We start from the raw sequence: 14,526 nt of genomic DNA, 5'->3' as shown, positions 1-14,526 counted from the left end.
AGGAGATCTAACTAGGCATACGAAAGGCATGGTTCATGAGCGAGTCGCAGCTCTGGAACGAAGTCGACGACTATTTCGCCACCCTCCTCGCCCCCGCCGACGAGTCACTGACGGCGGCCCTGCGCGACAGCGACGCCGCGGGGCTGCCGCAGATCGCTGTCGCGCCGAACCAGGGCAAGCTGCTCCAGTTGCTCGCCGAGATCCAGGGCGCCCGCCGCATCCTGGAGATCGGCACCCTCGGCGGCTACAGCACCATCTGGCTGGGCCGCGCGCTCCCGTCCGACGGCCGGCTGATCACCTTCGAGTACGACGCCACGCACGCCGAGGTCGCCCGCCGCAACCTCGCCCGCGCGGGCCTCGACAAGATCGCCGAGGTGCGGGTCGGACCCGCGCTGGAGTCGCTGCCGAAGCTGGCCGAGGAGAACCCGGAGCCGTTCGACTTCGTGTTCATCGACGCCGACAAGGTGAACAACCCGCACTACGTCGAGTGGGCCCTCAAGCTCACCCGCCCCGGCAGCCTGATCGTCGTCGACAACGTCGTGCGCAGCGGGCGGGTCACCGAGGTGGGCAGCACCGAACCGAGCGTGCGGGGCACCCGAGCCGCTCTCGAACTGATCGCCGCCCACCCGAAGTTGAGCGGTACGGCGATCCAGACGGTCGGCAGCAAGGGGTACGACGGGTTCGCGCTGGCGCGCGTGCTGGCCTGACGCCCGCTTCTCCCTCCGGGGCGCTCAGGCTCGCGCTCCGGGGGCTCAGGCTCGCGCTCCAGGGGGCTCAGGTCTCGTGATAGAAACCCACGTTCACGCTGTTCGGTCCTGTGCGGTCGAGGATGACGATCTCCCCCGAACCGCCCGCGGGGAGCTTCGCCGTCCCGCCGTACGGGACGGCCTGGGTCGCCAGTCCGGCCAGCGTCAGCCGTACCTCGGCGGAAGGCTCCGGGCGTGATCCGTGCAGCCAGGTGACCTGCCAGGTACCGTCCGGGCCGCAGAGAAACTCCAGGTGGACCCGGGAGACGAACAGCCAGTCGTCGGGGGTCGCGAGCCGGCACACGGCCCGGTCCCGGCCCACCCGCAGCACGGCTCCGGGGTCGCTCGGCGCGTCGGCCATCAGCATTCCGGCCGTCGCACCAGCGTCCGCCCCGGTGACCGAGGCCATGGTGAGTTCGAGCACGTGCGCTCCTTCGAGTTCCAGCGTTCATCCGGGCCGCGGCGCCTCAACCCTCCTGGTACCGAGTGTGGTTGACGCGCCGCCGCCGCATGATAAATCTCCCGATCGTCCGATCGTGTGTCGTACGGCACAATGGACGCATGACCGAACGGAAGCCACCCGGGGTCAGCTTCGAGACCTGGGTCGACCGACAGATCCGTGAGGCGGAGGCCCGCGGCGAGTTCGCGGACCTGCCCGGTGCGGGCAAACCCATGCCCGCCGTGTCCGATGCTCCGTACGACGAACTGTGGTGGATCAAGCGGAAGATGGCCCGCGAGGGGCTGTCGGTGCTGCCGCCGACGCTGGCCCTGCGCAAGGAGGCAGAGGACGCGCTCGCGGCGGCCTCGGTGGCGCCCTCGGAGCGCGTCGTGCGCCGGATCGTCGAGGACATCAACGCCAAGATCCGCGAGGTCATGTTCAAGCCGCCGCCGGGACCGCCCCTCGGCCTCAAGCCGTACGACGTGGACGAGATCGTCCGGGAGTGGCGCGAGCGCCGGGCCGGATGACCCCGTCAACGGGTGAGGCCGCGCCCCGGAACATGGTCCGGGGCGCGGCCTCTCGGTGGTACTCGACGGTTCGGCCTCCCGACCGGTGCGGGAGGCGCTCGGTCTTCCACAGGTGCAGGAGTCGCTCGGTCACCTACAGGTGCAGGAGTCGCTCGGTCACCTCGCGGTAGTCGCGCAGGGCGAGCCGCAGCTTCTCGGTGTCGGCCGTGTCGCTCTCACCGGCCGCCTGCCAGGTCGTCCGCAGACTGCGGCGGCGCCGGGTCATGGCGTCCGTGAACTCGGTGGTCAGCTCCTCCAGGACGTGGTCCGCCTCCTCGACGGACGCCCGCGGGCCGTCCACGAACCCACCGACGGCGTGCTGCATCCGCAACGCGTACTTGTCGCACTCGTCGTGCGGCAGCAACGCCCCGTCGCCGTCCCCCCGCGGAGCGGCACCGCGCTGCTCCGCGGGGGTGGGGCCGCTCTGCCCGACAGCCGATTCCTGCCGCCCGGCACGAGTGCGTTCATCCCGCGCACCACCGCGGGCGAACTCCGCTTCCTCGGCGGGCATGGATTCCCGCTGCCCGGCCCGGGTGGGGTCACCCTCCTGCCCGGAGCGGGCGGAATCCGGCCGCGCGAAGCGCATGTCTTCCCGCTGCCCGGCCCGCATGTCGGCGTCCTGTCCGGCGCGGGTGTCGGCGTCCTGTCCGGCCCGCATGTCGGCGTCCTGTCCGGCGCGGGTGTCGCGGACCGCCGGGTCGGCGGGGGTGCCGGGTCCGGGCTGCGGAGCGACCTGGGCGTCCTGGGCGTGCCGGTGGACGAGGGGGTCGACGTCGCCGCGATCCGTCATCGCCTCACGACGCGGAGTGTTCTCATTTCCGTTGTCCGAAGTCATCTTCTTCACTTCCTCAACTCCCCTTCGCATGACGCCTGGTCAGTACCGACGGAACATGGGCTCGCTGGGAGCGCCCGTCCGGGACGGATGCCGCGGCAGGGGCGGTGTCGGCGGTGTTCTGGCGGGCGTCCTCGCGCACCGGGGCCAGCAGCTCCTCGAAGAGACCGCGGGCCTCCACCATGGACGAGCGGAGCTCCTCCGTGCTGCCGCCGGCGCCCGCGGTGCGGGCGTACCTGGCCTGGTGGACGCGCCGGTAGCCGTGCAGATGGTGTCCGTGGTGGACGGAGAGCGCGTCGAGCTGCTCCTCATAGCGCTCGCCGTCGGGGAAGCCGCGTGCGCCGGCCAGCTCGGCGACCAGCCGGTCCGCCTCGGCCACCGCCTCCTGGGGCGAGTCGACGAAGCGTTCCTGAACGGCCCCCCAGCGGGCCGCGTACTCGTCGCGGGCCGCGGGCTCCAGAGGCCGTTCACGCAGCGAGCCGTGTCGCTTCACCCGCTCGGCGAGGTCACGCTCGGCGGCCCTGGCGTCGCCGTCGTGCTGGGCGACGGCCCGGTCGTACTCGGGCCCGAAGCGCCGCCGCAGTGTGCGCCCGCCCTGCGGCCTGCGGGCCAAAAGAATCAGCGCGGCCGCGACGACGGCGACCGCCACGATCACGATCAAAGCGATGATGAGGCCTGTGGACATGGGTGCCTTCCCGGGTTCTCGACCCGACGGGCCGGTTCGAGGACCGGGTTGCCCGGAACCCCGCACTCAAACGAACCCCTCACCGGCGCCCCGCCGAAATCCGCTTGCGAACAGGGGGCCGCGCCTCCCGACAATGACCGCCATGACCTGGATCATCGCCCCCGAGCCCTTCGACTCGCCCGTCGCCGCCGCGCTGTGGCGCGCGTACTACACGGAGGTCAGCGACCGCTGGTACCTGCTGCACGAGGGGCACCCGACCGACCCCGGGGAACTGGAGCGGGAGATCGCGGCGACCCCGGGTGCCGAGTTCCGGGCGCCCGGCGGGGTACTGCTGGTCGCGCGGTACGGCGGCGACCCCGGCGGCATGGCCGGAGTACGGATGCTCGACGCCACGACGGGTGAGCTGAAGCGCGTGTTCGTGCGCGAGCGGTTGCGCGGAAAAGGTGGTGCGGCGCTGCTGCTCACGGCGGCCGAGGAGGCGGCGCGCGGCCTCGGCGCCGAGCGGCTGATCCTCGACACCCGGGGCGACCTGGTGGAGGCACGTGCCCTGTACGCGCGGCACGGCTACGAGGAGACCGAGCCGCACAACGACGAGACCTACGCCGACCACTGGTTCACGAAGAAGCTGACGCCGTGAAGTCCGACGCAGGACTCACGCCGGTGTCCGGACTCACGCCGGTGTCCCGCGCGGATGCGTACGCGGCACCGTCCCGTCGTGCGGCCGCTCCGCGTCGGACCCGCACAGCTCGCCGTTCAGCTCCTTGACCAGCTTGGTCAGATCGGTCGGGCGGTCCGGTCCCCACCAGTCGCCGAGCAGCTCCGCCAGGGACTCCTCACGGGCCTCGGCCAGCTTCCCGGCGACCTCGCGGCCCTCGTCCGTGAGGACGAGGTCGAGCCCTTCGCGGGCGGCGAGACGGCGCTCCTCCAACTGCCGGGCCGCGGCCAGCACGACGGGCAGCGGTACGGTGCTGCGCTCGGCCAGCAGCGCGGGCTCCGCCCAGCCGTACTTCTTGATCCGCAGCAGCAGCCAGCTCGCGGCGGGCAGCAGGTCGTACCCGGCCCGCTCGGTGATCTTCACGTAGATCTCCCGCTGCCCCTCCCTGGTGCCGAGCACGGACAGCGCGCGGCACACCTCGTCGTACGACGACCGCTCCACCGGATTGGTGGCGAGCGTCTCGGTGATGTCGGGTGCCGTGACCGAACCCCGCAGCTTGTCCTCGCGCAGGAACCAGGCCAGGACGAAGCCGAGCAGGGCGACCGGGGCGGCGTACAGGAAGACGTCGGTGATCGACGAGGCGTACGCGTGCAGGACGGGCTGGCGGAGCGCGAACGGCAGGTCGGCGATGCCCTTCGGGTCGGCCTTGAGACTGTCCGGCGTGATGCCGGCGGGCAGGTGCCTTCCGCTCAGCACGGCCACCAGGTTGTCGCCGAGGCGGCTCGCGAAGACGGTGCCGAAGATGGCCACGCCGAACGAGGCGCCGATAGAGCGGAAGAAGGTGGCGCCGGAGGTGGCGACGCCCAGATCCTCGTACGAGACCGCGTTCTGCACGATCAGGACCAGGACCTGCATGACCAGGCCGAGGCCCAGGCCGAAGACGAGGAAGTACACGCTCACCTCGCCGGTGCTGCTGTGCTCGTCGAGCTTGTGGAGCAGGAGCAGACCGATCGCCGTGACACCGGTGCCCGCGACGGGGAAGACCTTCCAGCGTCCGGTACGGCTGACGATCTGCCCGGAGACGGTCGAGGACAGCAACAGCCCGAACACCATCGGCAGCATGTACACGCCGGACAGGGTGGGGCTCACGCCCCGGACGACCTGGAGGAAGGTCGGCAGATAGGTCATCGCGCCGAACATCGCGAAACCGACGATGAAGCTGATGACGGCGGAGAGGGTGAAGGTGCGGATACTGAAGAGCCGCAGGGGCAGGACGGGTTCGGCCGCCCGCTGCTCCACCGCCACGAAGGCCACGGCGAGCAGGACACCGAGCACCGCGAGACCGATGATCTGCGGCGAGCTCCACCCCCAGGTGGTACCGCCGAGCGAGGCCACGAGAACGAGACAGGTGGCGACCGCGGCGATGAGGAACGTGCCGAGGTAGTCGATGACGTGCCGGGCGGACTTCCTCGGGATGTGCAGGACGGCCGCGATCACGATGAGCGCGACCACGCCGACCGGCAGGTTGATGTAGAAGACCCAGCGCCAGCTGAGGTGCTCGGTGAACAGCCCGCCGAGCAGCGGCCCGAGCACGCTCGTCGCACCGAAGACGGCCCCGAACAGCCCCTGGTACTTGCCCCGTTCGCGCGGCGAGACGATGTCGCCGACGATCGCCATGGACAGCACGATGAGCCCACCGCCGCCGAGGCCCTGAAGGGCCCGGAAGCCGATCAACTCGCCCATGTTCTGCGCCATTCCGCACAATGCGGACCCGACGAGGAAGATCACGATCGCGGCCTGGAACAGCTTCTTCCGGCCATACTGGTCGCCGAGTTTGCCCCACAGCGGAGTGGCCGCGGTCGACGCGAGCAGATACGCGGTGACCACCCACGACAGATGTTCGAGGCCGCCCAGGTCGCTGACGATGGTGGGCAGCGCGGTCGACACGATCGTCTGGTCGAGGGCCGCCAGCAGCATGCCGAGCAGCAGCGCGCCGATCGAGACGACGACGCTGCCGTGCACCGGCGCCTCCTTGGCGTCGACGGCTGCCGCCGAGCGCCTCCGCACGGCCGACTCGTTCACACCGTACGGGGGGTCGTGCGGCGGTGCGTCCGGGTCGTGCACATCACCGGGTATCTCGCCCGTCATGCGGACCTCCCATGAGCCCCTGGGGTCTCGGTCACCCTCCATGGTGGTCGGTATGGCGGGTTATGGCCTGTTGAAGCTTGTAACGGGTGCGGAAGGAGGGATTCCGGGGGCTCCTGGGAGAGGGTGTGGTGGATGTGGCTAACCTCGGGAGTTCCGAGGGGGCGAGTCTCAGGGGGAGGGACCCAACGCGTGACTGATCCGAACGGGCATGTCTGCCCCGAGTGCGCCGCGCCCCGGACGCCGGACGGCACCCCGTCCTGCGCCTGCACCCGGCGCGCGTCCGACGCCCTGCGCGACGCGCGCACCGCGGAGGCGGCAGCGGCGGAGGACTTCGATCCCCTGCGCATCCGCCCCTACGTGGATCTGCCGGCCGTGGACCTGACGGCGAACGAGTCCGCCCCGGCCACCATGCGCCTGCGTACGGTGCCGTCGGAGGCCCTCGGTGCCGCACGACACGTCGACTCCGGGAACGAACTCCTGGAACCACCCCCACCCCCACTCCCCCTCTCGGAGGAACCTCCCCGGCGGCGACGGCGTACGGCCCTGCTGGCCGTGACCGGGGCCGCGGTGGCGGTCGTGGCGGCGGCGGGGTTCGCGAGCGGGCTGTTCTCGTACGACGCCCCCGCGCGGGACCGGGCGCTGCCGGACGACGTACGGGCGAGCGTGCCGGACCCGTCACCGACGCCGACGTCGACGCCGACGTCGTCACCGTCGCCGCGATCGGGCTCGGGGACGGCCCCCGGAATCGCCGCATCCCCCACGACGACGGCAACGACAGCGACGCCTCCGTCCCCATCGCCCAGCGGCAGTCCGTCCCCCTCGGCGTCGGCGACGCGATCGCAGCCGCCCGCACCCTCACCGTCATCCACACCCACGCCCACCACGGCTGCCTCGTTGGCGCCGGGCCAGGGCTCCACGGGCGATCAGCCCGTCCAGACCCTGCGCCGCGGTGACCAGGGCTCCGAGGTCACGGAACTCCAACTGCGCCTGCGCCAGCTGTCCCTCTACACCGGTAAGGCCGACGGCAGGTACTCCGGCCAGGTCGAGGACGCGGTACGCCGCTACCAGTGGGCCCGTGGCATCACGGGCGACAAGTCCGGGGAGTACGGGGCGGCGACGCGTGCGAGCCTCGAGGGCGAGACGCGGACGCCGTAGGCGTCCGGCGGATCCGGTTGATTCACCGGCCGCACCCCACCGGGGACCGTTCACGCAGTCCCCCACGCCCCCCACCCACCCGGAGCTCTTCGGCTGCGGCCCGGCGGGGGTCGATCGCGCAGTTCCCCGCGCCCCTGAGGCGGGGGCTTCGCCCCGCGATTCCCCGGCCGCTCGGAGTTCTTCGACTGCGGCCCGGCGGGGGCCGATCGCGCAGTTCCCCGCGCCCCTGAGGCGGGGCTTCACCCCGCGATTCCCCACCCGCCCGGAGTTCTTCGACTGCGGCCCGGCGGGGGCCGATCGCGCAGTTCCCCGCGCCCCTGAGGCGGGGGCTTCACCCCGCGATTCCCCGGCCGCTCGGAGTTCTTCGACTGCGGCCCGGCGGGGGCCGATCGCGCAGTTCCCCGCGCCCCTGAGGCGGGGGCTTCACCCCGCGATTCCCGGTCGCCTGGAGCTCTTCCGTTGCGGCCCCGGCGGGGGCGGGTGCGTAGTTCCTCGTGTCTCTTGAGGGCGGTGGCGCGTGTCTTTCAGCCTGTCCGGCGTTTGAGGACGAGGCCGTTCAGGCCGATGGGGGGTCTGGGGGCGGAGCCCCTGGGATGGGACGGGTAGGGGCGGCGGGGGCGAGGAAAGTCGGTGTCAGGCGATGTGCAGGCGTATCGTCCCGCCCCCGCCAACCTCCACCCGCACCTGCGTCAGATCCCGCACCACGACATCCGGCCGATGAAAGCCGGCCCGGGGCCCCACCCCGACCACCCGCATCCCGGCCCCCCGCCCAGCGGAAATCCCGGCCCCCGAATCCTCGAAGACAACACACTCCTCAGGCGCCACACCTAACTCGGCAGCACCCTTCAGAAAACCCTCCGGATCAGGCTTGCTCGCACCGACGGACTCCGCGGTGACCCGCACATCCGGCAGCCCCAGCCCGGCGGCAGCCATCCGCGCCGTGGACAGCCCCACATCCGCGGAAGTGACAAGGGCATGCGGCACCCCGTCCAGCGAGGCAAGAAACTCCGCGGCACCCGGAATCGCGACGACCCCGTCCATGTCCGCGGTCTCCTCGGCGAGCATGCGCGCGTTGTCGGCGTAGTTCTGCTCCATGGGCCGGTTCGGCAGCAGCACCGCCATCGACGCGTACCCCTGCCGCCCGTGGACGACCTTCATGACCTCGTCCCCGTCCAGCCCGTGCCGCTCGGCCCAGCGGCGCCAGCAGCGCTCGACCACGGCGTCCGAGTTGACGAGGGTGCCGTCCATGTCGAGCAGGAGGGCGCGGGCGGTCAGAACGGTGGTGGCCGTCATCGGCAGGCTCCAGAGCATGGGGGAAGGGGCCGGGGGCGTCCATTGGATCAGCACCGGGTCCCCCGGGGACAAGGCGGCCCCGCCCGCCGGTCAGGGAGTGCGGACGGGAGCCACTTTGTTTCTCTACGATACAAAACGAGAGGGGCCGGCGCCACCACCTTCGACCGGGACGACCGCCGGGCCCTTCGGCGACGCCCCGACCGAGGCCCCGACGACGCCCCGGCGAGCGGGGCACCAGTGGCTCAGGCCGCCACCGCCTCGTACAGACTCCAGACGCCCAGCGCCAGCATCAGCATGGCCGCGACCTTGGTGATGAGCTCCAGCGGAACCCGCTTCATCAGGGCCTTGCCGCCGACGATGCCGAGTCCGGCCACCGCCCAGAGCGCGAGCACCGCGCCGAGGCCGACCGAGAGCGGGTCGTCGTACCGGGCCGCGAGGTTCGCCGTCATGATCTGCGTGAGGTCACCGAACTCGGCGACCAGGATGAGCATGAAGCCCGCCCCCGAGACCTTCCAGAAGCTCTGGTTCGCGGGGTCGCGGATCTCCTCCTCGTCCTCGCCCTTCTTCAGGAGCAGCACGGCGGCACCGGCGAGGAACAGCACACCCGTGATCGCGTGCACGATCTGCTGCGGCAGCAGGGTCAGCACACTGCCCGCGGCGACGGCGAGCACGACGTGCACGGCGAAGGCGGCGGCGACGCCCACGAAGACGTACGAGGCGCGATAGCGGGCGCCGAGGACGAGCCCGGCGAGCGCGGTCTTGTCCGGCAGCTCGGCGAGGAAGACGACGCCGAAGACGAGCGCCATCACGGTGATGCTGATCAAAATCCCTCAATCGGTCGGGGCTGCCCCACCGAGAGTGCTGTGACTGCTACGCGACACCTCGGCACGGCAGCACACATCGGCGCCCGCACGAGGACGTACGCGCGGACAGTGCACTGCTCTGCCGAAGGTCTCGCTGGCCGACCGTGACGGTCTGCCTCCGGGCGCCGGCTCAGACGAGCTGAGCAGTATGTCGACGGTCCGGCGAAGAGCTACTCCCCTTCTGCGCCACCCATCGTACGGGATGACGAAACGGGCCGGACAGGGCCGAAGGTCCCGGGCCCCTCGGACCGGCCACACCGCCGCACCCCCGGAGCCCGCCTTCCCCGATCCGCAGAAACCGATTACCCCGAACCCCTTGGCATGTCATGCGCACGTCACTAGCTTCTTACCTGACTCACACCTTCCGGAAACGCGCCACCGCGAGCATGGGCCCGCTCGCCCCAACGTCCCCCCACCCCAAGGGAGTTCGCATGCCAAAGGTCTACGCGCGTCGACGGCTGAGCATACTCGCCGCCTTCACCGGCCTGATAGCCATGGTCGGGATTTTCAACGGCCCGACCGCCTCCGCCGCACTCCCCACCCCGGTCAGCGCCGCCACCGCGCGCACCTACCTCGCCTCGCTCACCGTGGCGACGGAGAACCGCACCGGCTACAGCCGGGACCTGTTCCCGACCTGGATCACCATCAGCGGCACCTGCAACACCCGTGAGTACATCCTCAAGCGCGACGGTTCGAACGTCGTCACCAACTCCGCCTGCACCGCCACCAGCGGCACCTGGTACTCGGTCTACGACGGCGCCACCTGGACCGCCGCCTCCGACGTGGACATCGACCACCTCGTCCCGCTCGCCGAGGCCTGGGACTCCGGCGCCAGCGCCTGGACCACCGCCCAGCGCCAGGCCTTCGCCAACGACGTGACCCGTCCGCAGCTCATCGCCGTCACGGACAACGTGAACCAGCAGAAGAGCGACCAGGACCCGGCCGAGTGGATGCCCCCGCTCAGCTCCTACGCCTGCACCTACGTCCGCGCCTGGGTCCAGGTGAAGTACTACTACAACCTCAAGGTCGACTCGGCGGAGAAGAGCAAGCTCAGCTCGGTCCTCAGCGGCTGCTGATCCCCGCACCGGTCCCCCCACGGCTCACCGCCGGTCCCCTCCCCCCACGGAAACCGGCGCAGTTCGCGGAACCTCCCCGCTCATCTCCGTCGTTCCGTACCGTACGGGGCGACGGAGAGGGGTGATCACCTTGGCGGAGCTGCGCCTGGGACCGCTGCTGAGGTACGTCGACGGCTCGTCCGCGACCTTCTGGGTCGAGGCGAGCCGTCCGTGCACCGCCGAGGTGCGCTGCGCCGACGGCGCCCGCGGCTCGGCCCGCACCTTCCAAGTCGCCGGGCACCACTACGCGTTGGTGCCGGTGACCGGTCTGACCCCGGGCACGGACACCACCTACGAGGTGCTGCTGGACGGCGTCGGCGTCTGGCCGCCGCCCGGCTCCCCCTTCCCGCCCTCCGTCGTCCGCACCCGGGGCGAGGAGGACGCCGTCCGCGTCACCTTCGGCTCCTGCCGCTGGGCCGCGCCGCCCGCCGACGAGAAGGACCCGGCCGGACCCGACGCGCTGGACACGCTGGCGGCCCGTATCGCGGGCGAGCCCGGGAGCGAACGGCCGGACGTCCTGCTCCTGTTGGGCGACCAGGTGTACGCCGACGAGACCTCGAAGGCCACCCAGCGCTGGCTCGCCGCCCGCCGCAACCTCGCGGACCCCCCGGGCGACCAGGTCGCGGACTACGAGGAGTACACCCGCCTCTACTACGAATCCTGGCTCGACCCCGAAGTGCGCTGGCTGCTGTCGACCGTGCCGAGCTGCATGATCTTCGACGACCACGACGTCATCGACGACTGGAACACCAGCGCCTCCTGGCTCGCCGACATGCGGGCCACGGCGTGGTGGCGCGAGCGGCTGCTGAGCGGCCTGATGTCGTACTGGGTCCACCAGCACCTCGGCAACCTCTCACCGCGCGAACTCGCCGAGGACGCCCTGTACGCCGCCGTCCGCGAGACCCCCGACGGCACCGACGTGCTGAGCGCCTTCGCCGCCCAGTCCGACGCCGACCCGGCCTCCGTCCGCTGGAGCTACCGCCGCGACTTCGGCCGCGTACGGCTGCTGATGGTGGACACCCGGGCGGCCCGTGTGCTGGCCGAGGACCGGCGGGCGATGCTGGACGCGGGCGAGGAGCGGTGGCTGCGCGAGCAGGCGCTGGACGCGCCGGGCACCTGCGACCACCTCCTGATCGGCACCTCACTGCCCTGGCTGCTCCCCCACCTCGTGCACGACGCCGAGACCTGGGACGCCGCCCTGTGCCGGGGCGAACGGGGCGCGCGCTGGGCCCGGTTCGGGGAGAAGCTGCGCCGCCGGGCCGACCTCGAACACTGGGCGGCCTTCCCCGCGTCCTTCGCCGCGCTCACGGAGCTGATCGCCGAGGCCGGTTCCGGACCGGACGCCCCCGCGACGGTGTCCGTGCTGTCCGGAGACGTCCACCACGCCTACATCGCCGAGCCCCAGTGGCCTTCCGGGACCCCCGGGACGCCCGACTCCCCCCGCTCCCCCGACGCCCGCGTGCTCCAGCTGACCTGCTCACCCGTCCACAACTCCATCCCCCTGTCCATACGGCTCGGCTTCCGCTTCGGGTGGAGCGCGGTCGGCCGGGCGATCGGGCGCCGGTTCGCCCGGCACGGCAAGTGCGACCGGCCGCCCGTCGACTGGCGCAAGACCGGCGGCCCTTGGTTCGGCAACCAGCTCATGACCCTGACCCTGCAAGGACGTTCGGGCCGGCTGCGGCTGGAGCAGGCGCGGGCGGGGAAGGGCGGGAGCGCCGCCCGGCTGCGGACGGTCATGGAGTCCGAGATCGGTTCGTGAACGCCCACGGTCGACCTCTGCCGTTCACAACACGCTTGTGAAGCAAGCGTGATAGCCGTGCGAGAGGTGCGTGAGGGGCGCGTGAGGTACCCGTGACGCATCCCACAGCGGGCGGCGATCCTCCCGCCCGGGGCTCGGTTCGGGTTCTCGCCGACGGCATGATGAGGCGGACCGTCCGCTTCCAGGGGGCCTTCCCGTGGAGCTCCCAGCAGGCGGTTCGCCGTCATGCGCCCTCCATGCCCGGGAGTCACACCTTTGTCTGCAGTGAGCGCCGCGCCCTCCGGGACCACCCCTGCCGTCGATGTCTCCCTCGCCGTCGTCGGCGCGGGACCACGGGGCACCAGCGTCCTTGAACGCCTGTGCGCCTCCGCGCCGGAGCTGCTCCCGCCCGGAGCACGGCTGACGGTCCACATGGTCGACCCGTCGCCGCCCGGCCCCGGCCGCGTCTGGCGCACCGCGCAGTCGCCCCATCTGCTGATGAACACCGTGGCCTCGCAGGTGACCCTCTTCACCGACGACAGCGTGGACTGCTCCGGCCCGGTCCGCCCCGGGCCGAGCCTGCACACCTGGGCGGGCGGCGAGCTGGGCCCGGACGACTACCCGACCCGCGCGCACTACGGCCGCTACCTGGAGTGGGTGTTCGGCGAGGTGGTGCGCGCGGCGCCGCCCGGAGTGCGCGTCGAGGTGCACCCGGCACGCGCGGTACGGCTCGAGGACGACCCCGACGGCCGCCAGACCCTCACCCTCGACAACGGGCGCGCACTGCCGGAACTGTCCGCGGTCGTCCTCGCCCAGGGCCATCTGCCGACGACCCCGGACCGCACCCAACGCGACCTCACGGCGTACGCCGAACGGCACGGCCTGCGCCACATCCCGCCCGCCAACCCGGCGGACGTCGACCTCTCCGCCGCCGCACCCGCTCCCGGCGAACCGGTCCTGCTGCGCGGCCTCGGTCTCAACTTCTTCGACCACATGGCCCTGCTCACGACGGGCCGCGGCGGCCGCTTCACCCGCACCGCCGAGGGCCTGTGCTACCTCCCCTCCGGCCGCGAGCCCCGGCTGTACGCGGGCTCGCGCCGCGGTGTCCCGTACCAGGCCCGCGGCGACAACGCGAAGGGTCCCTACGGCCGCCACCTCCCCCTCGTCCTCACCGACGAGGTCATCGCCGGCTTCCGCAAGCGCGCCGACTCCGGTGAGGCGCCGGACTTCCTGGGCGAGATATGGCCGCTGATCGCGAAGGAGGTGGAGACGGTCTACTACGAGGGGGTGTGCGCCGGGCGGTGGGAGCGTCCGAGGCTGCTGGAGTTCAGGGACCGTTTCCTCACCGCCCCGCACCGGAGCCCTCAAGAGGCCCGCGTCCTCGACGAGTTCGGCGTCCCGGAGGGCGAGCGCTGGTGCTGGGACCGCGTCTCGCGCCCGTACGCGGGCCGCGACTTCGCCACGCACGGCGCCTGGCGCTCCTGGCTGCTGGCGCATCTGCGCGAGGACGCCGAGCAGGCCGCGCTCGGGAACGTCGACGGTCCCCTGAAGGCCGCCCTGGACGTGCTGCGCGACCTGCGCAACGAGGTGCGGCGGATCGTGGACCACGGGGGCCTGCCGGGCGGCTCGCGGCGTGACCACCTGGACCGCTGGTACACACCGCTCAACGCCTTCCTCTCCATCGGGCCGCCCCGCCGCCGCGTCGAGGAGATGGCCGCGCTGATCGAGGCGGGCGTCCTGGACGTTCTGGGCCCCCGGCTGGAGGTGCGGGCCGAGGACGGGGCGTGGGTCGCGCACTCCCCCGACGTGCCGGGCTCGACCGTGCGCGCGACGACGCTGATAGAGGCGCGGCTGCCGGAACCGGACCTCAGGCGGACGGGCGACGAGCTGCTCACCCGGCTGCTGAGGACGGGCGGGTGCCGTCCGCACACGAGCGACGGTTTCGAAACCGGAGGACTGGACGTGACACCGCGCCCCTACCGTCTGATGGACCGTCAAGGTCACGCGCACGCACGGCGGTTCGCCTTCGGGGTGCCCACGGAGGGCGTGCACTGGGTGACCGCGGCCGGGGCCCGGCCGGGTGTGGATTCGGTCACGCTTTCGGACGCCGACGCGGTGGCGCGGGCCGCGCTACGTGCGGCGACAGCGGAGACGGGGGCCCAAACGGAACCCGACGCATGGCTAAATGTTGAACTTGCAAGCATTGATTAGGTTCACCTAACCTTGGTGACTCACTCGGTTCCGCCCCCAGGATCCGGTTCCCCCACGGACCGGACCAGACCGAAGGAGTC

General features: G+C 71.8%; 13 protein-coding genes. 7 read left to right on the top strand and 6 right to left on the bottom strand.

Translation table 11 applies throughout. The features are described from left to right. Positions 1–35 precede the first annotated feature (35 nt). Positions 36–707 (top strand): O-methyltransferase, encoded by a 672-nt coding sequence (locus ACZ69M_RS02990; RefSeq protein WP_470046139.1) that lies wholly within the window; start codon positions 36–38, stop codon positions 705–707. Between the two features lie 67 nt (positions 708–774). On the opposite strand, the gene ACZ69M_RS02985 is transcribed toward ACZ69M_RS02990, so the two are convergent. Further along, complete coding sequence (locus ACZ69M_RS02985) at positions 775–1,170, bottom strand: hypothetical protein (RefSeq protein ID WP_470046138.1); 396 nt, start codon at positions 1,168–1,170, stop codon at positions 775–777. Positions 1,171–1,307: 137 nt separating this feature from the next. Here ACZ69M_RS02985 and ACZ69M_RS02980 point away from each other — a divergent pair, with 137 nt between their 5' ends. After that, positions 1,308–1,712 (top strand): DnaJ family domain-containing protein, encoded by a 405-nt coding sequence (locus ACZ69M_RS02980; RefSeq protein WP_470046137.1) that lies wholly within the window; start codon positions 1,308–1,310, stop codon positions 1,710–1,712. 133 nt (positions 1,713–1,845) lie between these two features. Here ACZ69M_RS02980 and ACZ69M_RS02975 read toward each other — a convergent pair whose 3' ends face one another. Next, the gene (locus ACZ69M_RS02975; RefSeq protein WP_470046136.1) at positions 1,846–2,586 is read right to left on the bottom strand and encodes a hypothetical protein; all 741 of its coding nucleotides are present in this window, start codon (positions 2,584–2,586) and stop codon (positions 1,846–1,848) included. A gap of 13 nt (positions 2,587–2,599) precedes the next feature. Beyond that, on the bottom strand, positions 2,600–3,268 hold the full coding sequence (locus ACZ69M_RS02970) for a hypothetical protein (RefSeq protein ID WP_470046135.1): 669 nt from the start codon (positions 3,266–3,268) through the stop codon (positions 2,600–2,602). Positions 3,269–3,410: 142 nt separating this feature from the next. Here ACZ69M_RS02970 and ACZ69M_RS02965 point away from each other — a divergent pair, with 142 nt between their 5' ends. Continuing rightward, a complete protein-coding gene (locus ACZ69M_RS02965) occupies positions 3,411–3,905 on the top strand; it encodes a GNAT family N-acetyltransferase (RefSeq protein ID WP_470046134.1) in 495 nt (164 codons plus the stop codon). Between the two features lie 33 nt (positions 3,906–3,938). Here the strand turns inward: ACZ69M_RS02965 and ACZ69M_RS02960 are convergent, their stop codons facing one another. After that, complete coding sequence (locus ACZ69M_RS02960) at positions 3,939–5,900, bottom strand: DHA2 family efflux MFS transporter permease subunit (protein ID WP_470046379.1); 1,962 nt, start codon at positions 5,898–5,900, stop codon at positions 3,939–3,941. A gap of 360 nt (positions 5,901–6,260) precedes the next feature. On the opposite strand from ACZ69M_RS02960, the gene ACZ69M_RS02955 reads away from it, so the two are divergent. Further along, on the top strand, positions 6,261–7,226 hold the full coding sequence (locus tag ACZ69M_RS02955; RefSeq protein ID WP_470046133.1) for a peptidoglycan-binding domain-containing protein: 966 nt from the start codon (positions 6,261–6,263) through the stop codon (positions 7,224–7,226). A gap of 633 nt (positions 7,227–7,859) precedes the next feature. Here the strand turns inward: ACZ69M_RS02955 and ACZ69M_RS02950 are convergent. Beyond that, the gene (locus tag ACZ69M_RS02950) at positions 7,860–8,519 is read right to left on the bottom strand and encodes an HAD family hydrolase (RefSeq protein ID WP_470046132.1); all 660 of its coding nucleotides are present in this window, start codon (positions 8,517–8,519) and stop codon (positions 7,860–7,862) included. Between the two features lie 242 nt (positions 8,520–8,761). Next, entirely contained in the window at positions 8,762–9,343 is a 582-nt protein-coding gene (locus ACZ69M_RS02945) for a TMEM165/GDT1 family protein (RefSeq protein ID WP_470046131.1), read from the bottom strand. A 470-nt stretch (positions 9,344–9,813) separates the two neighbouring features. Between ACZ69M_RS02945 and ACZ69M_RS02940 the strand changes: the two genes are divergently transcribed. The 3 genes from ACZ69M_RS02940 to ACZ69M_RS02930 all read left to right on the top strand — a co-directional run bounded on the left by ACZ69M_RS02940 (position 9,814) and on the right by ACZ69M_RS02930 (position 14,446). Then, complete coding sequence (locus ACZ69M_RS02940) at positions 9,814–10,458, top strand: HNH endonuclease family protein (protein ID WP_470046130.1); 645 nt, start codon at positions 9,814–9,816, stop codon at positions 10,456–10,458. 130 nt (positions 10,459–10,588) lie between these two features. Then, a complete protein-coding gene (locus tag ACZ69M_RS02935) occupies positions 10,589–12,256 on the top strand; it encodes an alkaline phosphatase D family protein (RefSeq protein ID WP_470046377.1) in 1,668 nt (555 codons plus the stop codon). Positions 12,257–12,481: 225 nt separating this feature from the next. Then, positions 12,482–14,446 (top strand): FAD/NAD(P)-binding protein, encoded by a 1,965-nt coding sequence (locus ACZ69M_RS02930; protein WP_470046129.1) that lies wholly within the window; start codon positions 12,482–12,484, stop codon positions 14,444–14,446. The last annotated feature ends 80 nt before the right edge of the window (positions 14,447–14,526 follow it).

This window comes from Streptomyces sp. NPDC107454, from assembly GCF_055582885.1.
The sequence above is the reverse complement of the archived record's forward strand: the minus strand, read 5'-3'. Positions and strand labels throughout refer to the sequence as shown.

Coding starts and splice junctions, on each gene's coding strand:
- ACZ69M_RS02950 (WP_470046132.1), bottom strand. CDS start 8,519: ATGACGGCCACCACCGTTCTGACCGCCCGCGCCCTCCTGCTCGACATG.
- ACZ69M_RS02940 (WP_470046130.1), top strand. CDS start 9,814: ATGCCAAAGGTCTACGCGCGTCGACGGCTGAGCATACTCGCCGCCTTC.
- ACZ69M_RS02990 (WP_470046139.1), top strand. CDS start 36: ATGAGCGAGTCGCAGCTCTGGAACGAAGTCGACGACTATTTCGCCACC.
- ACZ69M_RS02965 (WP_470046134.1), top strand. CDS start 3,411: ATGACCTGGATCATCGCCCCCGAGCCCTTCGACTCGCCCGTCGCCGCC.
- ACZ69M_RS02930 (WP_470046129.1), top strand. CDS start 12,482: ATGCGCCCTCCATGCCCGGGAGTCACACCTTTGTCTGCAGTGAGCGCC.
- ACZ69M_RS02975 (WP_470046136.1), bottom strand. CDS start 2,586: ATGACTTCGGACAACGGAAATGAGAACACTCCGCGTCGTGAGGCGATG.
- ACZ69M_RS02970 (WP_470046135.1), bottom strand. CDS start 3,268: ATGTCCACAGGCCTCATCATCGCTTTGATCGTGATCGTGGCGGTCGCC.
- ACZ69M_RS02980 (WP_470046137.1), top strand. CDS start 1,308: ATGACCGAACGGAAGCCACCCGGGGTCAGCTTCGAGACCTGGGTCGAC.
- ACZ69M_RS02960 (WP_470046379.1), bottom strand. CDS start 5,900: ATGCTGCTGGCGGCCCTCGACCAGACGATCGTGTCGACCGCGCTGCCC.